At 50.3% G+C, this 20,016-nt stretch carries 16 protein-coding genes; 8 read left to right on the forward strand and 8 right to left on the reverse strand.

The window, feature by feature from the left end; genetic code table 11:
• Positions 1-7: 7 nt before the first annotated feature.
• On the reverse strand, positions 8-1,249 hold the full coding sequence (locus V2I46_11405) for an efflux RND transporter periplasmic adaptor subunit (GenBank protein MEE4178103.1): 1,242 nt from the start codon (positions 1,247-1,249) through the stop codon (positions 8-10).
• 381 nt (positions 1,250-1,630) lie between these two features.
• Here V2I46_11405 and V2I46_11410 point away from each other — a divergent pair, with 381 nt between their 5' ends.
• Positions 1,631-2,176 (forward strand): hypothetical protein, encoded by a 546-nt coding sequence (locus V2I46_11410; GenBank protein MEE4178104.1) that lies wholly within the window; start codon positions 1,631-1,633, stop codon positions 2,174-2,176.
• A 405-nt stretch (positions 2,177-2,581) separates the two neighbouring features.
• Positions 2,582-2,962 (forward strand): thioesterase family protein, encoded by a 381-nt coding sequence (locus V2I46_11415; protein ID MEE4178105.1) that lies wholly within the window; start codon positions 2,582-2,584, stop codon positions 2,960-2,962.
• 129 nt (positions 2,963-3,091) lie between these two features.
• Here the strand turns inward: V2I46_11415 and V2I46_11420 are convergent, their stop codons facing one another.
• Positions 3,092-5,929 carry an AsmA-like C-terminal region-containing protein gene (locus V2I46_11420; protein ID MEE4178106.1) on the reverse strand — a complete coding sequence of 946 codons (2,838 nt, stop codon included), beginning with the start codon at positions 5,927-5,929 and terminating at the stop codon, positions 3,092-3,094.
• Positions 5,930-6,011: 82 nt separating this feature from the next.
• Positions 6,012-7,094, reverse strand: a complete 1,083-nt coding sequence (gene aroC, locus V2I46_11425) for a chorismate synthase (GenBank protein ID MEE4178107.1) — start codon at positions 7,092-7,094, stop codon at positions 6,012-6,014.
• A gap of 97 nt (positions 7,095-7,191) precedes the next feature.
• On the opposite strand from aroC, the gene V2I46_11430 reads away from it, so the two are divergent.
• Complete coding sequence (locus V2I46_11430; GenBank protein MEE4178108.1) at positions 7,192-10,032, forward strand: alpha-amylase family glycosyl hydrolase; 2,841 nt, start codon at positions 7,192-7,194, stop codon at positions 10,030-10,032.
• A gap of 115 nt (positions 10,033-10,147) precedes the next feature.
• Here V2I46_11430 and V2I46_11435 read toward each other — a convergent pair whose 3' ends face one another.
• The 5 genes from V2I46_11435 to V2I46_11455 form a co-directional block, all read right to left on the reverse strand.
• Positions 10,148-11,767 carry a hypothetical protein gene (locus V2I46_11435; GenBank protein MEE4178109.1) on the reverse strand — a complete coding sequence of 540 codons (1,620 nt, stop codon included), beginning with the start codon at positions 11,765-11,767 and terminating at the stop codon, positions 10,148-10,150.
• 23 nt (positions 11,768-11,790) lie between these two features.
• The gene (locus V2I46_11440; GenBank protein ID MEE4178110.1) at positions 11,791-12,420 is read right to left on the reverse strand and encodes an outer membrane beta-barrel protein; all 630 of its coding nucleotides are present in this window, start codon (positions 12,418-12,420) and stop codon (positions 11,791-11,793) included.
• A 7-nt stretch (positions 12,421-12,427) separates the two neighbouring features.
• On the reverse strand, positions 12,428-12,946 hold the full coding sequence (locus tag V2I46_11445; protein MEE4178111.1) for a T9SS type A sorting domain-containing protein: 519 nt from the start codon (positions 12,944-12,946) through the stop codon (positions 12,428-12,430).
• Between the two features lie 218 nt (positions 12,947-13,164).
• Positions 13,165-13,935 carry a GNAT family N-acetyltransferase gene (locus tag V2I46_11450; GenBank protein ID MEE4178112.1) on the reverse strand — a complete coding sequence of 257 codons (771 nt, stop codon included), beginning with the start codon at positions 13,933-13,935 and terminating at the stop codon, positions 13,165-13,167.
• A 91-nt stretch (positions 13,936-14,026) separates the two neighbouring features.
• Positions 14,027-14,476, reverse strand: a complete 450-nt coding sequence (locus tag V2I46_11455) for a hypothetical protein (GenBank protein MEE4178113.1) — start codon at positions 14,474-14,476, stop codon at positions 14,027-14,029.
• Between the two features lie 301 nt (positions 14,477-14,777).
• On the opposite strand from V2I46_11455, the gene V2I46_11460 reads away from it, so the two are divergent.
• The 5 genes from V2I46_11460 to ruvA all read left to right on the forward strand — a co-directional run bounded on the left by V2I46_11460 (position 14,778) and on the right by ruvA (position 19,993).
• The gene (locus V2I46_11460) at positions 14,778-15,386 is read left to right on the forward strand and encodes a DUF1847 domain-containing protein (GenBank protein MEE4178114.1); all 609 of its coding nucleotides are present in this window, start codon (positions 14,778-14,780) and stop codon (positions 15,384-15,386) included.
• A gap of 445 nt (positions 15,387-15,831) precedes the next feature.
• Complete coding sequence (locus tag V2I46_11465) at positions 15,832-16,602, forward strand: exodeoxyribonuclease III (protein ID MEE4178115.1); 771 nt, start codon at positions 15,832-15,834, stop codon at positions 16,600-16,602.
• 117 nt (positions 16,603-16,719) lie between these two features.
• Entirely contained in the window at positions 16,720-17,703 is a 984-nt protein-coding gene (locus V2I46_11470) for an OmpA family protein (GenBank protein ID MEE4178116.1), read from the forward strand.
• Positions 17,704-17,847: 144 nt separating this feature from the next.
• Positions 17,848-19,305 carry an NADP-dependent malic enzyme gene (locus V2I46_11475; GenBank protein ID MEE4178117.1) on the forward strand — a complete coding sequence of 486 codons (1,458 nt, stop codon included), beginning with the start codon at positions 17,848-17,850 and terminating at the stop codon, positions 19,303-19,305.
• 97 nt (positions 19,306-19,402) lie between these two features.
• Complete coding sequence (gene ruvA, locus V2I46_11480; protein ID MEE4178118.1) at positions 19,403-19,993, forward strand: Holliday junction branch migration protein RuvA; 591 nt, start codon at positions 19,403-19,405, stop codon at positions 19,991-19,993.
• Positions 19,994-20,016 lie beyond the last annotated feature (23 nt).

Genomic DNA, 20,016 nt, shown 5'->3' on the forward strand with positions numbered 1-20,016 from the left:
TAGCCGCTTAAAGTTCAATGAGTTTTAACTCATCCGCATTTTCAGGAATGGTCAGCAACACCTGGTCGCCTTCTTTCAGGCCTTCCACAATAATGATTTGGTTTTCATTCCGCAGCCCAACAGAAACTTCCTTCTTCACCACTTTGTTGTGGTCCTGGAGGTACACCCAGGTCAGATCGTTATCGCCGTGAATGGCTTCAATAGCCACAAACAACACATCTTCCTCCACGTGGGTGATGATGGTGTTCTTGGTGGTCATGGCCGGCCGGAGGATGGTATCCGCCTCGTTGATCTGGATCTTCACCTCAAACACCCGCGCGTCCTGGTTGGGGCGTTGCTCGCCGATATTAGCCACTTCGGTCACGAAGCCCGTAAACTTCTTTTCGGGGAAGGCATCCACGACCACTTCGGCGGGCTGGTTGGGCTTCACCTTGCTGATGTCGACTTCATTGACAAAGGTTCGCGACATCATCACGGAGAAATCGGGCAGGGTTGCCACCACATTGTCCCAGGTACTGATCTGCGATCCGATGGTGACCTTGGTGCCATCCCAGTTGCGACGGTAAATCACCATGCCATCCTGGGGGGCAGAAATCACAAAATCGTCGATCACCGAAACGATGTTATCATACCGGCGCTGGATTTGACTGAGGGAAGCGTTGACTTCCTGCATCTTGGCCTGTGCCTGCCGCTGACGCAATTCATAATTGGTCTTGGCCTGGTCGTAGGCCCGCTGCGCCTTATCCAGATTAATTTCCGCCTGACGGATGGTTGCCGGGGGCTCAAAACGCGACTGGTCGAGGGAAATTTGCGCCTCCTCAAAGCTGAACTCGAGGTTGATCAGGTCATTGCGCGCATTGCGAAGATCCATAGTGGTGTCAAGCATGGTCTGCGTATGCATGGTCTGCAGTTTTTCCAGCTCGGTTTCCACATCTTTCAGGCGGCTGGTGATTTCGGTGCGGTCGAGCGTAGCCACCCAGTCGCCTTCATCTACAACGGTTCCCTCGGGAATCAACTCAGCAATCTGGACGTTATAAACCCCTACCGAACGCAAATTGGAAGGCCCTTGAATTTCTTCCGAATTCTTGGCCTCCAGCTCACCGCTGGTGTAAACCGTGATCTTAAAATCGCCGCGCTCAACCGGAACAGTAATGGTCTCAACCACTACCGGTTCAGAACGTAAAAAATACCACAGCGCTGCAAGGATTATTATCCCCAGGCTGATCAGGATCCATTTCTTTTTTATCATAACAATTCAAATAGATAGTATTAATAAGCATTTTCGTGGCTATACCCGAACCTGCAAATTTATCAGAAAACCCCTCAAAAATCACGAAAACCCGTTCATTCTGTAAAAATAATAACAAATCAGACCTTTTGAAAGCAAAGTAATAAACAACTTACTCATGAAACTATTTTAGTCAACCCATTGCTTATCAACCCCTTAAGTAGAATTATTTATTCAGCGGTTTTAACCAGAGCTATATAATTATCTTGTTGGTGTACATTTTATAATTATTTGACGATGATTTTTTTTGATTTTTTTTGAATAAAATGTTTGTTTCAAAAGTTTTTTTATTTAAATTTGGTCTAAATAAGAATAACATCCTCTCACTAAAAATTGACAATTATGAAAAAAGTACTTTTAACAAGCATATTCGGGCTCTTTCTTTTTGCTGGAACCGGACTGGTATTATTTGCAGACGAACCTGTAGCCAAAGAGACCAAAACTGAACAAGCGTGTTGTGAGGCAGCAGCCAAAACAGCTGAAGCCGGATGCACCAGCACACCGGCAGTCCAAACCGCCAGTACCCAGGCAGCAGCAAGCGATTGCGGTAGCAGCGCTACCCAGACAGCCAATGCAACCAAAGCCGCTGACTGCAGCAGCACGGCCGTTCAGACTGCCAGCACCTCTGCTGCCGGTGATTGCGGAACTCCTGCCGTTCAGACTGCCAGCACTTCAGCTGCCAGTGATTGCGGGACTCCTGCCGTTCAAACTGCCGCCACCAGCGCCACAGGCGATTGCGGAACCCCCGCAGTGCAAACTGCAGCTGTCAAAGCTGCCGGCGATTGCGGAAGCCCAGCGGTACAAACCGTACAAACCACTGAAGCCGTTACCGGCGACTGTGTGAAGCGCCCGGCAGGCATCAGCCCTCAGCGTGCTGAAAACCGATAAAAATTTCTCCTGATTCGTATCCTGTATTTTGGTGGATGACCGCTCCGGCAGCAATGTCGGTGCGGTTTGTTTTTTCCGGCCCGACATCCTGATTGTTAATTCATACAGACAGGAAAGGGTTCATTTTTAGGTCACCCCTGCCTTCCAGGATCCAGGGTCGTATCAGGGTCGAACTTTAAACGTAGTTTAAACGGGTCATAAACGTTTTAAAACGTTTATGACCCGTTTATGATACGGTCGAACAAAGAATTTGATCCAAACAAGATTCGGTGCTGAACCCTTTACGAAACAGAATTGACAATTGCCGCATTCCAATCCGGGAAAAATGGAGAGAATGATCGGCCTCACTTCAGGAAATGAAATCGCTTTGGGCTGATTTTCCTATTTTTGCAAAAAAACCACCCTATGGTCCATACATTGAAACCCGGCATCAAAGGAAAATCTAGTTTGAAGGTAACGCCAAAGGATACGGCCGAAGCCTACGGATCGGGCATCGTAGCGGTCTTTTCCACGCCTGCCATGATCGGGCTGATGGAAAACACCGCCCACCTCAGCGTGCAGCCTTTCCTGGAAGAAGGATTCATTACAGTAGGCACAGAAGTCAATATCCGCCACATCAAGGCCACCCCCGTGGGAATGACCGTCACGGCTGAGTGCGAGCTCCTGGAAGTGGAAGGCAATAAACTTAGTTTCCGCGTAAGCGCTTATGACGAAAAAGGGCAGATCGGCATGGGAACGCACACCCGATATGTGGTGCATGCCGAAAGCTTCCTGAAAAAGATTTAAGGTTAGGGGTTTGTAGTTAGGGGTTCAAGCCTGCCTGCTGGCAGGCAGGGTTCAATGTTCCAGGTTTCAGGTTTTCCCCTTGCTCCATGCACAATGCCCCACGCCTCATGCTTTATTTTTCATTTTTCATTATTCATTCTCACCTTCTTCCCCTGCCCGGATGCGGTCGGCGCGTTGCCGGGCTTCGCTGACAATGCGCTGGGCATTGCTTTCGCCTTCCTGTTCCACCTGTGCGGCTCGCTGATCAGCTTCGCGGATAAGGGCTTCACCGGCACGGCGGGCTGCTGCTTTGGCGATGGGGCCTGAAGCTTCGTTCTCGAGGCGCTGGGCCTGGTCGCGGGCTTCCTTGCGGATGCGTTCGGCCGCTGAGGTTGCCTCGCGCCTGAGGTTATCGGCCTGACGCTGTGCTTGCTGCATGATCTGATCGGCCCGGGCATCGAGTTCAGCCTGGACCTTTTGGCGGGCGTCATCAACTTCCTCCTGCACGCGGTCCTCTGCCTGCTCACGCACAACCTGAACTTCATCCAGCACGCGCTGCTCAAGCTGGTCGCGAACTTGCCCCGTCAAATCATCCATCAGCCCCGAGAGGCCAAAGCTCACTTCAGGATTGGTAAAAGTGCCCCCAATGATCACATCCAGGTTTACCGTCTGGCCCGGGATGATATTCAAGCCCTTTCCCGCTGCCTGGTTCACCAGGTTATCGAGCACCTGGTTGGCAGCCCCGCCAAACTGCTCACGAGGCATTTCAATATTCATCACATAGCTGATGGTCTGATCGAAGAAGTTGCTGCCACTGACCGTAGCCTTCGATTGCCCGAATTCCAGGTTGAAGGGACTCACATCCACCCTGCCGTCCTGAAATTCAAAACTGAGCATCAAGTCGCGAATGGAGATTTGATTAAAAGCATCCACTCTGGTCAGGTCGGCCAGCTTGGTCATGGCTGGGCTACCCTCCAGTGACAAGGACGGTGAACTCATGCTGCCCGAGCCAGTGAGGCTTTCCAGTAAGGGCTTCAGGGAGTTATCGAGCATACTGCTCAGATTCAGTTTTCCTGAAATGTTACCCAGGGCATATTCCCCGACAGGAGCAAGTATCTGAAATGTGTTAAAGGCATTGAATGCCTGCTGAATGTCGAACTGCGAAATATCCAGGCCAAAATCCACTTCAGGTAAATCACCTGCAGTGCTGTAGGAGCCGTTCAGGGAAAGCGAACCCCCGAGCAGGTCCATGCTGAGGCCTTCAAGTATAGCCTTTTCATCAGCCAGGCGGATCATCCCTGCTGCATCGGTGATGTCAAGTTTGCCAAAGGCCAGGCGTTCGAAGCGTGAACGCAGGGTAAAGTCAATATTAGCGGGCACCTTGATCACAGACAGTTCGGTTGTATCTTCCGTTTCATCTTCGGGCAGGCCTTCCATCAACTGGTTGAGGTTGAAGAAGTCGGAACGGGTTTCAAAGCTTCCCTTCAGTAACTGGTCATCGAGCAGGTAGCCCAGCAGGTTGTCAATTCGACCAGTAGCATTCAGGTCGCTCTCGCCCATCTTCAGGGAGAAGGCGGGGAGGCTAACGAACTGGGGCGAAAGCTGCAATTCAGCACGCGACACCTCCACGGTCTGGGGCAAATCGGGAGAGGCATACACCAGTTCATTCACCTTGAAATGCCCTTCGGCAAAGAAGTCCTGGTATTGTTTGTTTTCAATGGCCGACAGTTTTCCGCGGGCCTGCAGGTCGCTGTCCAGGATGCCCCTCAGGGTGGTCCCTTCAGGCAGGGGGTAATAACGGCCGAGCTCACCCAGGTCGATGCGACCAATGAGCAGGGCATCTATATCCGGGTCACTGGCCGGTGTCTTCAGGGTCAGTTTGGCATCCAGTGGATTGCCGCCCAGGTTCATTTTCAACACAGGCAGGTCAACCACTGTCAAGTCAAGGTCCTTGCCGGGATTATCAACATTCAGCCTGAGCTGCACATTGCTCACCGAGGCCGGCAGATCAGGATACTGGAACATCCCGTCCTGTATGCCAAGCTTCAGGCCAAAGCCAGGCGTTTCATCATCATTATAAGTCCCCTTCACGAAACCCTCAAGCTCCATACTGCCGGAGGTCTTCAGGGCACTGAAGTCCTCGGTGTAAACGGCAGGAATGATGGACAGGAAGTTTTTGAAATCAGACTGAAGGGCACTGAAGGTAAAATCCATCACGATATCGTCACCGGGAAGGGAAATCATCCCGTCGAAGCTCACGGGAAGTTCATTCAGCAAAAATTCATTGTCGCTGAAGGTGTAAACATAATCCACCAGATTGGCTTCCATCTTAGCGGAAACCTTCCCCGCAATATTCGACAGGATTGGCAGCTGTCCGTAGCGCAGGCTGAAGGAACCTATGGTGGCATTGCGGGTAGAGATGTCGGTTACATCCAGGCTCAGGTCGCCCTTTAGAACTCCGTTCAGGTCATCAACATCCACATAAATTTCCCCCTCATCGTCAAGATAGGCAACTTTGCCCTCAGCGATCTTCACGCTTTTCAGGTGGAGCACAAAGGCTTCCTCATCAATAATTTCCTCTTCTTCCGTTTCCTTCATAATGTCCCAGTTAGCCGTACCATCTTCCAGCACCTTCAGCAGAAGATCGGGCCGGGTGAGGCTGATTCTTTTGACCTCAAAGCCACCATCCCCGAAGAGGCTAAAGAGGTCGATGGTCAGGCGGGTGCGCTCGATGGCTACCAGGGTATCCTTTGCGAAGGGCTCCGCCCCGATGATCTTCAAATCGTTCATACCCAGTGAGGCATTGGGAAAGTTGCGGATCAGCGACAGGCTAATGTCGCCGAGCTCAACGGTGGCGTTCAGGTTTTTATTGATCTCGGTTCTTACCTTTTCTACGATGCGCCCTTTAAAAGCAAAGGGCAAAATCAGGAGCAACAACAGGATAAAGGCAATAATGATGCCAGCAATTTTCAGCGTTTTCTTAACCATTTCTGTAATGCTTTAATGGGTTGTTTCAAAAATATTATATATCTGAAAACAGAATATCAGACGAAAGACCAGGCCTGTTCCCTTACAGGGATGCTACCTTATTTCGTAACAGGTGGTCGGCCAGGGTAAGCGCAGCCATGGCCTCGACAATGGGCACGGCGCGCGGCACCACACAGGGGTCGTGGCGGCCTTTGGCTTCAAGGGTCACCGCTTCGCCCTTTTTGTTGATGGTTTGCTGGGCCGATGCGATGGTGGCTACGGGCTTGAATGCCACCCTGAAATAAATAGGTTGTCCGTTGCTGATGCCCCCTTGAATCCCCCCCGAGCGGTTGGTGAGGGTTATCACCTCCCCATTGGGGCCTGTGCTGAAGGCATCGTTATGCTCGGAGCCTTTCATGGCGGCGGCCGAAAAGCCACTGCCATAGTCAAAGCCCTTCACGGCATTGATGCTGAGCATGGCTTTTCCAAGCTCGGCCTGCAGTTTATCGAAGACAGGTTCTCCCAGTCCTCCAGGCACGCCCCGCAACAAGCCGGTGATCACCCCGCCGGTGCTGTCGCCCGCAGCTTTCAGGTGTTCGATATATTCCATCATTTGGCTGGCGGCCGCAGGATCAGGACAGCGCAAGGGGTTGGACTCTATCTGATCTGGGTTTACGGTATCCTGATCCACCCGGGCTTCAAAAGGCCCGACAGCAGAAACCCAGGCCAGCACCTCGACCCCTGCCCTGGCCAGCAGCATTTTGGCCAGTGCCCCGGCTGCAACGCGGGCTGCGGTTTCACGGGCCGATGAGCGACCCCCGCCCCTGTGGTCGCGCAGGCCAAACTTCTTCTCCCAGGTATAGTCGGCGTGCGAAGGACGGTAGACATCTTTGAGCGCATTGTAATCTTTTGAACGTGTATCTTTGTTGCGGATCAGGAAGGCAATAGGAGTGCCCAGCGAGCGGCCTTCGAAGATTCCAGAAAGGAACTCCACCTGGTCCTCCTCGCTGCGGGGGGTGGTCAGGCTTGATTGCCCCGGGCGGCGGCGCGCCATATCCCTGGCCACCAGCGAGAGATCAATGTCAATACCGGCAGGGAAACCCTCCAGAATACCGCCAATAGCAAGACCATGCGACTCGCCAAAAGTCGTTAATTGTAACAGGCTTCCAAAGGTATTTCCCGACATATCACAAATTTAAGGTATTTTTGCTTTGCCTGAAAGATAAACATCTGGCGTCTTTTTCTTGTTTAATTATTATCCTGTCAATCTATATTTTACATCAATGAAAAACGCTTTTCCCAAACTGTCCCTGTTTATTTTCCTCTTAACGGGCTTTGGCCTGCAGGGGATTTTCGCACAGGTCACCATGAACCCGCCTCTACCCACTGCTACCGATGAAGTGGTGCTGACCTTCAATGCCGTTGGCACTGCCCTTGAAGATTATGATGGCAATATTTATTCGCATACGGGAGTAACCATCGAAGGTGCAACCAACCCCAGTGACAATGGCCGCTGGAAATATGTGATCGGCGACTGGGGAGAAAACGAGACCCAACCCCAGTGGACGGAAATAGGCGACAACCTGTATGAACTCATCCTTGAACCCAGCATCCGCGAATTTTATGGCGTCCCCCAAAATCTGCAGATTACTGAAATATGCCTGGTGATTCGCTCGGCCAATGATCCTTATCTTCAGACCAGCCCTGACATTTTCCTGGAAGTGGTGCAGGCGGGCCTGAGCGTGACCATCACATCGCCCATCGGGCTGCAACCCATCTTTGAATTGGGAGAAACTGTCACTATTTCGGGCGCTGCCAACGATGCGGTTTTGATTTCCCTTTTTGTTAATGATGAACTTACTTCCACCTCCACCGAGGCTACCTTATCATATGACTGGGAAGCGACAAGCCAAGGCCGTTATGATGTAAGGCTGGTAGCCGAAGACGAGAACGAAGAAACCGTGGAGGCCACCACTTACTTTTATGTAAGGGGCAGCGTGCCTGTGGCAGCCCTTCCCGAAGGGTTGATCAGCGGGGCCAACTACCTGGATGCAAGTACTGTGACACTGGTTTTGCACGACCCGCCAGCAATGAAGGAATTTGTCTTCCTGATCGGCGATTTCAATGAATGGGAAATCGACGAGGACTATTATATGAACCGCACCCCTGACGGGGAATATTACTGGATTACCCTCGACGGCCTAACCCCCGATACCGAATATGCCTATCAGTATTATATTGACGGAGAGATACGCCTGGCCGACCCCTACACGCATAAGGTTCTCGATCCCTGGAATGATCAGTGGATCGAAAGCTTCAACTACCCCAACCTGAAGCCTTACCCTGCAGGCAAGACCGAAGGCATCGTGAGTGTCATCCATCCAGGCAAGGCCGAATACCAATGGCAGGTGACTGATTTTACACCGCCTGCCCCAATGGATATGGTAGTGTATGAGTTGCACATCCGCGACTTTGTGGACACCCGTGCCATCAAAACGGTCAGGGACTCGCTCGACTACCTGCAGAACCTGGGCGTAAATGTTATTGAGCTGATGCCCATCAATGAGTTCGAAGGCAATAACTCCTGGGGGTACAACCCTTCGTTCTACTTTGCCACCGACAAGGCCTATGGCACGATGAACGACTACAAGGCGTTCATTGATGAATGCCACAGCCGCGGCATAGCTGTTGTGATTGACATGGTATTGAACCATAGCTTTGGGCAATCTCCCCTGATCCATATGTATTCGGGCGAAAACTTCTGGGAGCCCTCTTCCGACAACCCCTGGTACAATGTCACTTGCCCCCACGAGCCCTGGTGCTGGGGTGCCGACTTCAATCACCTGAGCCCCTATACCCAGGCCTTTGTTGACCGCGTGAATGAGTATTGGTTGACCGAGTTTAAAGTCGATGGTTTCCGCTTTGACTTCACCAAGGGCTTCACCAATGTGCAGTCGGGAGGTCAGGGCTGGAATTATGATGCCGTGCGGGTTGGACTCCTGAAAAGAATGGCTGACCATATCTGGACCGTCAACCCCGACACCTATGTCATCCTTGAGCATTTCACCGACAACAGCGAGGAGAAGGAACTGGCCAATTACGGGATGATGATCTGGGGCAACATGAACCACAACTACCTGGAAGCGGCCATGGGCTGGATCCCCGAGAGCAATTTCCAGTGGATCTCCTATAACGCCAGGGATTACGACAACCCCCACCTGGTGGGTTATATGGAAAGCCACGATGAGGAAAGGATGATGTACAAGAACATTACCTATGGTAATTCAAATAATCCGCAATACAACATCAAGGATCTGAGCATTGCCCTGCGCCGTGCCGAGCTGGCCGCAACATTTCTCCTTACCATCCCCGGCCCGAGGATGATCTGGCAGTTTGGCGAGCTGGGCTACGATTATTCCATCAACTACTGTCCCCACAACGGGGAGATCAGTGATGAGTGCCGCACCGATCCCAAACCTGTGCGCTGGGATTACTTCGATGACTGGAGGCGCAAGCGGGTTTACGACATTTATTCGCTGATGGCCAATCTGAAAACCTCGGAGGAGGTATTCAGCACTGAAGATTTTACGCTGGACCTGGCGGGCAATGTCAAGCGGATTCACCTGAACCATCCCAACAATAAGGTGACCATCATCGGAAACTTTGGAATCGAAGAGTTCGTCACCATTCCCAACTTCCAGCAAACGGGCACCTGGCACGAATACTTCAGCGGACAAACGCTGAATGTTACCAACACCACGGATGCCATCACCCTTGAGCCTGGTGAGTATCGCCTCTATTCCACGGTGGCCTTCCCTGATCACGGCCTGCCGCTCTCATCGGAAGAACCCCTTGAAACCCTGAACAACCAGGCAAAGGTATACCCCAACCCATCTGCAAAAGGCTTCTGGTTTGAAATACCCCTAAGCCGTGCAGGCATGGTGACACTGGAAGTGTTCGACCTGCAGGGTAAGCAAGTCTTTCGCCAGGAGCAGGAAGGTCTTCCCGGCATCAACACCTGGTTCTGGAATGGTTTTGCCGGCGAAAGGGAAAAAGCAGGGCTTTATTTCTACCGCATCCTCACCGGAAACCAGTCGTTCTCGGGAAGGCTTATGATAAAATAAAATCCCTGTGATCCGCACATTGCAGATCCTTTTTTCAGAAAAACAAAAAACCGCCTTTTTAAACGGGCGGTTTTTTGTTTTATGGAGAATCTGGCCAGAAATGACCATCAAGGCCTTATTTTACAACCAAAATCTTGATGTTAACCCCATTGCCTAAATTGACGGGGGTATTCCCCGGATTGAAAATGGCTACCCTGGCATGGGCGGTGCCATTATTCACGCTTTCCAGGTAAACGTTCATCAGGCAGCCTTGCAGGCTAACATCGGCCGATGCAATGAGGATATCGCCCATCTCAACGGCAGGAAAGTCCTCGGGTTGCTGAAGCACGAAGGTAGGTGAAAGCCATCTTGAGCCAGCAGTAATGTTTCCGGGATTTACCGTAGTGTTGGCATTCGAGTTGACCCCGCCAGTAATGGTAGAGGCGATCTGGATCCCTCCCGGGGAGTTGTTTACCACGATGCCATAACCGGCAGAAATATTGCCAATGTCGAAATCACCGGTTGTAGCATTGCCGATTAACAGTTGCCCGTCGCCTGCCAGGCTGGCGTCCAGTCCCGTCCCACCGTTCTCCACCGGAAGAATGCCGGTGACTTTGGTAGTCAGGTCGATGGTTGAATTGGAAATGTCCTCATTAAGGATGGTTTCATTCAAAATGGTGCGGCTATCCACTGCACCCGTTGCCAGGTCGATATTCACAAGGCTATTGTCAAGGATGGCCCTAGAATCAACAGAACCCGTGGAGAGGTCTTCATTTATAATAGTATTGTTCAGCAAAGTCCTTGTATCCACCGAACCCGTGGCGATATCTTCATTCAGGATGGTTAAGTCAAGGAGAACGCGTGTGTCCACGGCACCAGTAGCCATATCCTGATTCAGGAGGGTGTTGTCAAGAATGGTCCTGGTGTCAATGGAGCCCGTGGCAATATCCTCGTTCAGGATGGTAAAGTCGAGCAGGGTGCGGGTATCAACGGCAGCGGTGGCAATGTCCTGGTTGACCAGGGTGGAGTCAAGGATTGTCCTGGAGTCGACTGAGCCAGTGGCAATATCCTCGTTCAGGATGGTAAAGTCGAGCAGGGTGCGGGTATCAACCGACCCAGTAGCAATGTCTTCATTGAGGATGGTGAAATCAAGCAGGGTCCTGGTATCCACAGAACCCGTGGCAATGTCTTCATTCAGAATTGTATAATCCAGGAGGGTACGGGTATCAATACTCCCTGTGGACATGTCCTGGTTAAGGATGGTATAGTCGAGGATCTTCTCGGTGGTGATGGCATTATCGGCAATGTCATCGGTATAAAAGGAATAGGGCACCGACATGAATTGCTGGTAGCTGACCATTTTGTAATTGCCATCGTTTCTTGTAGCAATTTCAACCTTGAGAAACTGATCGGCATCAATCCAGGGTAAATCAAGCAATCTTTCATAGCCGCCGTTTCCCGTTTGCTCTCCATGGCCAATGACCAGTGAAAACAAGCCATACTTGTCGGTGGTGGTGGTATGCGTCTCCTGCCATTGAATGGGTCCATTCAGTCCTTTGGTAATGGTAAAGCGCACCCCAATGGCTTTATGATACAAGGGCTTGCCTTCAATATCCATACCCACGATCTCCTGGCCGGTTTCATCAACGGCCACCGCCTGGTAATAAATCCCATTGAGGTCCCCAATATTCTGAGCGGAAACATTTTGGGTCATGGCTGTGAACAGCAATGCAACCAGGTATAAAATATTTTTCATCTTTTTTGCTTTTAGGTTAATCATTACTTGGAAAGGTTAAAGGAAAGACCCAGGGTCAGGGAATAAGCCACATTGCTGGCTTTTTGCCCTTCATCCGTTTCAATGTTTTGCAGCCCGCGGATATAATTGAATTCGGCAAAGCCGGCAACAGATTCCGACAGCTTTAATTCAACCCCGGGGGAAATGACCAGCCCATAGTCCCACCTTTTCAGCAAATCAGCCTTAGTGATGTTGAAATCTTCATTATTAAGGGTCTGGAAGCCTCTCAGCAAGTAAGAGGTGTACCATGAGGCCACCAGGTAGGGAAAGACTTTCTCAAACCTGTACATGTAGCCGAGGCCAGCCTTTAAATCTGCATATTGCAGGTCCCAGGAATAGTTCATGTCATCATAAACCAGGCTGGCACCTGCTTTTCGCATGCCAATCACCGACCGGACTACGAAGCCGCCATCGGTCACATACCGGTATCCAAAACCATAGGCACCATTGAAAATTCCAAGGTATTCCTTGTTGAGCTGTTGTCCATCACTGGCGGTAAACAGGAAGGAAGTGTAGGCTTGTGAGACCTCTGCGGAAAGGCTCGACTGTGCAATAAGCGGGGCTGAAAAGACCATGACGCTTGCAAGCAAAACAATTTGTTTTATGATTTTCATCGCAGGATTATTTTGAGATTACAAGTTTAAATGTGCTACTCCTTTGGGATTGATCCGAAACGGTAATAAAATAAATGCCATTGACCCATGATTCACAATCCATCCGGAATGTTTGAAGGTTCTGTACCCTTTCCACAAGGATGGGGCGTCCCTCCATATCCCACACCTGAATAATGGATTCTTCCAGCTCTTCCCTGCTTTGTAAGGTAAAAGAGTAGCTGGCCGGATTGGGGAATACCTTCAGGTCCAAAGCCCCAAGGGAAAGTTCCGTCAACGCTTCTATTGACAAAGTATTGGGCTGCTGGAAGCCTGGCAGGATGGCAACCTTATTATCCGAAATGCCAGTGGTGTTGAAAGCTTGCCCTGCGGTTTGTGAAACCAGGATACCGTCGGTCAATGTACTTGAACCCATGGCAGATATGCTTTGACGCTTTATGGATTGTGAAAAACTTTCCTTAGGCACCCCAAGGATAGCCACCATGATCGATAAAGCAATCAAAAAAACTTCGAAATGTTTTTTTTTCATGGCTTATGAATATTTTTACAAAAAGAGGAAACAGCAAAAAACAAGAAAAATCGGGCAGAAGATCATCAAAGACTTTATAAACCAATCATTCGCAAATATAAAAATAATATGCAATTATGTAAATTCAACGAAGAGTTTCATCACCCAAGAAGTCAAAAAAATAAAAAAAAAGAAAACCTGAAAGGAAGGTAATTGTATGAGCTACTTAATTGTCCTGCTCAGAGGAGTTTTTCCTTTTCCAGGATATTCTTCAGCCGCGTCACCGAAACATAACGGTCGGCCAGCAGCCTGCCATTATGCAAGAGATTGAATACCGCGTAAGATGAAGGGGCCTGTTGGGCTTCAGACGGCACAGTCAACTCTTTGATCTGCATCTTCAATTTGTCCTCAAGACCCTCCTCCCTGATTTCATCAATCAGCCGGGCTACCCAGGGGCATTGCCTGGAATAAAGGATATGCAAGCCCTGGAAATCGGCCTGCCTGGCTTTCCAGTCGTTGAGATGCGGAAGGGGCCCTTCCTTCAGGGGCCTGACCAATAGTTGGTTGCCTGCACCATCTTCCTCCAGCAGTTCAAAGCCGTTCTTCAGAAACAACCTGCTTTCGGCCATAAACGAACCCTTGCTGGTTATCACGGCAAGCCCGAGGGCATTGCTTTCCCGGGCATCCTCGAGGCAGGATTCGACCAGCAACGAACCATATCCCTTTCCCTTGTTGTTGTTTGGATACAAAAAAATACAATGAATAAACAGGTATCCTTCGGCCGAAACGGCACGCCAGGCAAACTGTCCAGGGACATATTCAATCAGACCGGCAGCCTTTTTCTGGCCTTCCACAAACAACAGCTTAATTTGCAAACCTTCCGAAAAACGCTGCTTCAGCCATTCTGTCTTATGGGGAAAACTTGGATGCTTTGGGTTGATAAAGCAAACCACGTCAGGATACTGGCTGAGGTTGTTTGCATCTACACCGATGATACTGATCTTTTCCATCAGTCAAACTTTTTAACCTTGATGAATGGTTACAAACATCCAGGGCATTCAGGGCCTGAATGAAGTGAAAAAAGAATGCTGAAGTTCCGCCTTAAAAGGCGTTCATCATGCTTACTCCGACCATCATCCCGAAGATGGCCAGTAAATAAATCACGGCCCCGATAATGACCAGCACACCCATATACTGATAATGCAGTCTCAGGAAATGCAAAGCACGTGCAAGGGTATTTTCGTCACGTGTTTCAAGGGCCGATTTCGACAGGCGTGAGAATTGAAGCAGGTACCAGAACGGGAAAAAATAAATCACCGCAAAGATCAGCAAGGGAATCAGGGTAAACATGGGGGTGCCAAAAGCGGGCATTTCGGGCAGGGCGAAATGACGCATGGCGAAAAAGGGTGTAAGCACCATCAGGGCGATAAAGATCAGGCCCATAATCGATAGGAAAAGGGTCCATTTCCTGGCCTTTTCCAAATGGCTCATGGCTTCCTGATTGAGCCCCAGCAGGTTTCTGTCAAGCGTTGAATCTGTAATGATTTCCATAAGGCTTCGTTTTTAGTTTGACTTGAGAAATAGGGGTTCCCGAAAGGAACTTCCTGAAAGTCAGGATTTGTCACCTTGAATGCAAATATATTCAATAATTGACAAAAGGGAAAGGTATTGCAGCATTAATCTCTTCCTCAGGGCAAAGCCAATGGCATGACCTTCCCTCTCCTGCTTAAAAAAAGGGTTTTCTGAATCAATCTTACCCTAAAAACCAGGATGCGGTGATTTTTTATTAAGTTTGAATGATCTTATCCAAAAAGAAAGAACCTGGGAATTCTTTCTGTAAATGCTTTGAATGATGGAAGAAAAAACCGTAAACTGTTCTGGATGCAAGACCTATCCTTGTTACCAGGGCGAGGACTGCGTCCGGGGGCAGGATTTCAGCGAATATGACGGCCCTGTGCGGGAAGCCCTTGGTTTGGAGGAAAACAGAAAGATGCTGGCGGTGTCAACCCGGATCGAAGGCGAACACTATATGGAATGGACCCGCCTGGAGGAGATTATCGGCTTTGCCGAACAGATGGGCTATAAAACAATTGGCTTAGCCCATTGTGTGGGGCTGACCAACGAGGCAAAACTACTGAGGGACATCCTCCAGAGCAAATTTACTGTCCATACCATTTGCTGTAAATTCTCGGGCATCGACAAGAAGGATTACCAGCTTAGCCAGATCAGGGACGAGCGCTATGAAGCCATCTGCAACCCAATAGGCCAGGCTATGATCCTCAACGACCTCAAGACCGACCTGAACCTGATCGTGGGCTTATGCATTGGCCACGATATCCTGTTCACCAAATACTCGGAAGCGCCCGTAACCACCTTTCTGGTGAAGGACAGGGTTACAGGACACAACCCTGCGGTGACACTCTATTCGAACTATTACAAGAAAAAACTTAACACACCCTGATCCCTTTTGTAATCTCCCATTTTCATTCTTTCTTTCCTATTCCTGCCTGAGCTGGGGAAATGCCTTTTATTCCAGGAATTATCTTTTGACAACATGCTTTTGCATATCGTTGACTTAAAAAGCCAATGAAATTAAACTTAATGAAGGGTTTCTTCCCGGGAATTTTTTTCGCTTTTGCTGCCTGCTTTAATCCTTATTTCCAGTAACCATCTTAGGGGTTTAACCGGTGTTTAGACGGTGTTTATTCGGTTTAAACCGAATAAACACCGTCTAAACTATGTCTGAAGTGTAAAACTGCAAGAGACTAAACAGGCCTTAAAAGCTTTCCCGGTCAATCAAGATCTTTAGCATGCCTGCTTCTTCCTCATCAAAGCAAAAAGCTCTTTCTAACCATTTTCAATTCAAACATTCAAAACCCTTATCTTTGTCCTTTTACCAAAAACAAATGCGAATCATTTCTTATAACGTTAACGGCATCCGTTCAGCCATCAGCAAGGGTTTCCTTGAATGGCTCGAGGGAGAGCGACCGGATGTGGTATGCCTGCAGGAGACCAAGGCCCAGCCCGATCAAATTCCGATGTTTCACTTTGAAGAGCTGGGCTACCGCAGCTACTGGCACTCGGCCGAAAAGAAGGGCTACAGCGGGGTTGCGATTCTGAGTCGCGAGGAGCCCGATCACGTGGAATATGGAATGGGCAATCCCCTTTACGACAGGGAAGGACGCGTGATCCGCGCCGATTATGGCCCGCTCTCGGTGATGAGCGTGTATCATCCCAGCGGCAGTAGCGGCGATGAGCGCCAGGCCTTCAAGATGCAATGGCTGGAGCATTTCCTGGAATATATCCTGGAACTCAGGAGGGAGCGTCCATTTTTGGTGATGGCAGGCGATTACAACATCTGCCATCGGCCCATCGATATCCACGACCCGGTAAGAAATGCCAAATCTTCAGGCTTCCTGCCCGAGGAGCGCGAGTGGGTGAGCCGTTTCCTTACGGCAGGGCATATCGACACCTTCCGTTATTTTGACAAGGCTCCACACCAATACTCCTGGTGGAGTTTCAGGGCCAATGCCCGGCAGAAGAACCTGGGCTGGCGCATTGATTACCACATGGTGACTGACAACCTGGAGAAGCAGCTGAAGGGAGCCGGTATTATGCCCGATGTGGTGCATTCTGACCACTGCCCTGTATGGCTGGATCTGGATTCGGATATTTAAATGACAGGCGTTCAAATCAGGCGGATCTTCAGCCTTTTTTCGTACATTTACTTATTCAAGCAATATGGAAAAACCATTTCGTTTTTTATATAAAAACAAGAATCAAACCCCACAACTATGAACCGGAACCTGATAATCATTATGCTGTTGGCCGCCGTGATGGCAGGCGGTTGTGTATCGGCGCGCAAGTACCAGGATATGGAGGCGCGTTATCTTGAAAGCTCGCTTGAAATTGACCAGTTGCTGGCCGACAATAAGGATGCACGCGAACGCATTGCAGGACTCAACGATGAGATCAGCGAGCTGAACCGCCACCACATGCTACTGGTGGAAGATACCACACGTCTGGGGACCAACATCCGCAACCTGACCCAGAATTACGAGGCCTTGAACCGCACCTACGCCCTGGTGCAGGAGCAGAACGAGAAACTGCTGGCAGGCCGAGCCACCGAGACGCAGCAGATCCTTGGCAAGCTTCAGGAGACCCAGGAAGACCTTCAGCGTCGCGAAGATGAGTTGCGGGAAAAAGAGCAAAACCTTAATGCGCTGATGCAGGAATTTGCCGCCAAGGAAGCTCGCGTCAACGAACTGGAAAGCATCCTCAGCCGCCAGGAGGCGGTGGTGCAGGAATTGCGGCGAACGGTATCGAGCGCATTGCTTGGGTTCGAAAACAATGGCCTGACAGTGGAGACCAGGAACGGCAAGGTTTATGTTTCGCTGGAAGAAAGCCTCCTGTTCGCTTCAGGCAGTACGACCGTTGACAGTAAGGGCGAGTCGGCCCTGAAAGAGTTGGCGCAGGTGCTGGAACTAAACCCCGACATCAGCATCATGATCGAAGGCCATACCGATGATGTGCCTTTGCGTCCCGGGGCCTCCATCCGCGATAACTGGGACCTGAGCGTATTGCGTGCCACAGCCATTGTGCGGATCCTGCTCAAGCACGGCAGAATAGAACCCGAGCGTTTCATCGTGGCAGGGCGTGGCGAACATCTGCCCATTGACCCGGCAAAAAACGCTGAAGCCCGGCGCAAAAACCGCCGTACTGAGATTATCCTGACCCCAAAACTCGATGCCCTGTTCCAGATCATCGAAATGAACTAAACCCATACGGAAATTTATTAGCCGGGCCTGATCGAGCCCGGCTTTTTTTTCCTGCAATATCTCCTGCAAAAAAAATATAAATCAAAAGCAGGTATCGAACTAATCAAAATTTATATCTTTACCTCAAACATAAAACCAGAACTCATGAAGCAGTTGAATCTGACCCTCGACAACCTGGATGAGATGTTCCCCGAGGACTTCACCCAGGAACAAAAAGCCAAGGCCAAGACCCTCTTTTACAAGGAACTGGCATTGAAGGCGCACAAGTTTTACAGCGGCAAGATGCAAACCTTGCCCAAAGCTCCGGTTTTGGGCTTTAACTGGTTTAACGCCTGGTATACGCCGGGGGTGTCGAAGATCTCGACGACCATCCGCGAGGACAACGATATCTCGTACGAACTATCGAACCGGGGCAACCTGGTAGCAGTTGTAAGTGATTCAACCCGGGTGCTGGGCGATGGCGACTGCACGCCTCCGGGTGGACTGGGTGTGATGGAAGGCAAAGCCTTCCTGATGAAATACCTGGGCGGGGTGGATGGCGTGGCCCTCTGTGTGGACAGCAAGGGCAAGGACGGAAAGAACGACCCCGAGAAGATCATCGAGTTTGTGAAAATGGTTCAGCATAGCTTTGGGGCGATCAACCTGGAAGACATTTCTCAGCCCAATTGTTACCGGGTGCTGGATGTACTTCGCGAGGAGTGCGACATCCCCGTTTGGCACGATGACGCGCAAGGTACAGCCTGCGTGACCCTGGCAGGCCTGATCAATGCGCTGAAGCTGGTTGACAAGAAAATTGAAGATGTAAAGATCGTGTATCACGGCGCGGGTGCCAGTAATGCCACCATCGCCCGCATCATTCATGCTGCAGGAGCTGACCCCGCACGTGCCATTATGTTTGACTCTCACGGCAGTCTTCACCTGAACCGCAAGGACATCCAGGCCGACAAGCGCTTTTACCGCAAATGGGAACTGTGCCAGGTGACCAATCCCGATTTTGTTGAAGATATCATGGATGCCATGCAGGATGCCGATGTGTTGATCAGCCTTTCAAAGCCGGGGCCCGATGTGGTCAAACCCGAATGGATCAAGGCCATGGCACCCAAGCCCATTGTGTTTGCCTGTGCAAACCCGGTTCCCGAGATCTATCCATATGCTGCCAAGGAAGCCGGGGCCTATATCGTGGCTACGGGGCGTGGTGACTTTCCCAACCAGGTGAATAACTCACTGGGGTTCCCGGGCATCCTGAAGGGCGCCTTGATGGTAAGAGCCCGCAAGATCACCGACAACATGGCCATTGCCGCCGCACATGCCATTGCCCGTTACTCCGAACAAAGGGGTATTGATCCGGACAACATCACAGCTAAGATGGACGAACCCGATGTATTCCCGGTGGAAGCCGCCGACGTGGCCATGCAGGCCATCAAGGATGGGGTAGCCCGCAAAACCATGACCTGGCAGGAAGCTTTCGACCAGGCAAAGGCCGACATTATTCATGCCCGTAAGACCACCGAATTCCTCGTTGAACATGGTTTGATTGCCCAGCCCCCAAGAGAACTGGTAGACCAAGCCCTGCAAAATGCCATTGAAAGCGTAAAACAATAGCATCTCACGGCTTTTTCATTTTATTTTCTATATATCTTTGCCGTGACCCGGAGGAAATTCGGGTCACGGTATTGTTTACCGACCGAAAACCAAACGCATGATCGCATTTATTGAAGGAACGCTGGAAGAAAAGAACCCGGCCTTTGTGGTAGTAAATTGTCATGGGGTTGGCTATATGCTGCACATCTCGCTGCACACTTACTCCCAGCTACCTGAAAAGGGTTCGGTGAAACTGTTCGCCCACCAGGTAATCCGTGAAGATGCCCACCAGCTTTTCGGTTTTTCGGGGGTGGATGAGCGCGAGCTTTTCAGGCTGCTTATCTCGGTGAGTGGCATCGGCCCCAACACGGCCCGCATGGTGCTCTCGTCGATGAACCCCACGGAAGTGAAAACCGCCATTGTAAGCAATAATGTTTCCATGCTGCAATCTATCAAGGGCATTGGCGCCAAATCGGCCCAGCGTATCGTGGTCGATCTGCGTGACCGGCTCGAAAAAGAAGGGGTTTTTAAAGACGAAAATTTGGTTTTTACAAACAATACTATGCACGAAGAAGCGTTATCTGCATTAGTAATGCTTGGCTTTGCTAAAAATGCAGCGCAAAAAGCCCTTGCTGCCATTCTGAAAAAGAAGCAGGGATCCCCGGTTACTACCGAGGAGCTCGTGAAGGAGGCATTAAAAAGTTTCTGATTCAGCAATAATCGTATACTACA

Source organism: Bacteroides sp. (assembly GCA_036351255.1).
Taxonomy (GTDB): Bacteria; Bacteroidota; Bacteroidia; order Bacteroidales; family UBA7960; genus UBA7960.

Bases quoted from the DNA above. Each gene is read 5' to 3' on its own strand.
- V2I46_11410 (MEE4178104.1), top strand. From the start codon at position 1,631: ATGAAAAAAGTACTTTTAACAAGCATATTCGGGCTCTTTCTTTTTGCT.
- V2I46_11460 (MEE4178114.1), top strand. From the start codon at position 14,778: ATGGAAGAAAAAACCGTAAACTGTTCTGGATGCAAGACCTATCCTTGT.
- V2I46_11475 (MEE4178117.1), top strand. From the start codon at position 17,848: ATGAAGCAGTTGAATCTGACCCTCGACAACCTGGATGAGATGTTCCCC.
- V2I46_11435 (MEE4178109.1), bottom strand. From the start codon at position 11,767: ATGAAAAATATTTTATACCTGGTTGCATTGCTGTTCACAGCCATGACC.
- aroC (MEE4178107.1), bottom strand. From the start codon at position 7,094: ATGTCGGGAAATACCTTTGGAAGCCTGTTACAATTAACGACTTTTGGC.
- V2I46_11450 (MEE4178112.1), bottom strand. From the start codon at position 13,935: ATGGAAAAGATCAGTATCATCGGTGTAGATGCAAACAACCTCAGCCAG.
- V2I46_11420 (MEE4178106.1), bottom strand. From the start codon at position 5,929: ATGGTTAAGAAAACGCTGAAAATTGCTGGCATCATTATTGCCTTTATC.
- V2I46_11440 (MEE4178110.1), bottom strand. From the start codon at position 12,420: ATGAAAATCATAAAACAAATTGTTTTGCTTGCAAGCGTCATGGTCTTT.
- V2I46_11465 (MEE4178115.1), top strand. From the start codon at position 15,832: ATGCGAATCATTTCTTATAACGTTAACGGCATCCGTTCAGCCATCAGC.
- V2I46_11430 (MEE4178108.1), top strand. From the start codon at position 7,192: ATGAAAAACGCTTTTCCCAAACTGTCCCTGTTTATTTTCCTCTTAACG.
- ruvA (MEE4178118.1), top strand. From the start codon at position 19,403: ATGATCGCATTTATTGAAGGAACGCTGGAAGAAAAGAACCCGGCCTTT.
- V2I46_11455 (MEE4178113.1), bottom strand. From the start codon at position 14,476: ATGGAAATCATTACAGATTCAACGCTTGACAGAAACCTGCTGGGGCTC.
- V2I46_11470 (MEE4178116.1), top strand. From the start codon at position 16,720: ATGAACCGGAACCTGATAATCATTATGCTGTTGGCCGCCGTGATGGCA.
- V2I46_11405 (MEE4178103.1), bottom strand. From the start codon at position 1,249: ATGATAAAAAAGAAATGGATCCTGATCAGCCTGGGGATAATAATCCTT.
- V2I46_11415 (MEE4178105.1), top strand. From the start codon at position 2,582: ATGGTCCATACATTGAAACCCGGCATCAAAGGAAAATCTAGTTTGAAG.
- V2I46_11445 (MEE4178111.1), bottom strand. From the start codon at position 12,946: ATGAAAAAAAAACATTTCGAAGTTTTTTTGATTGCTTTATCGATCATG.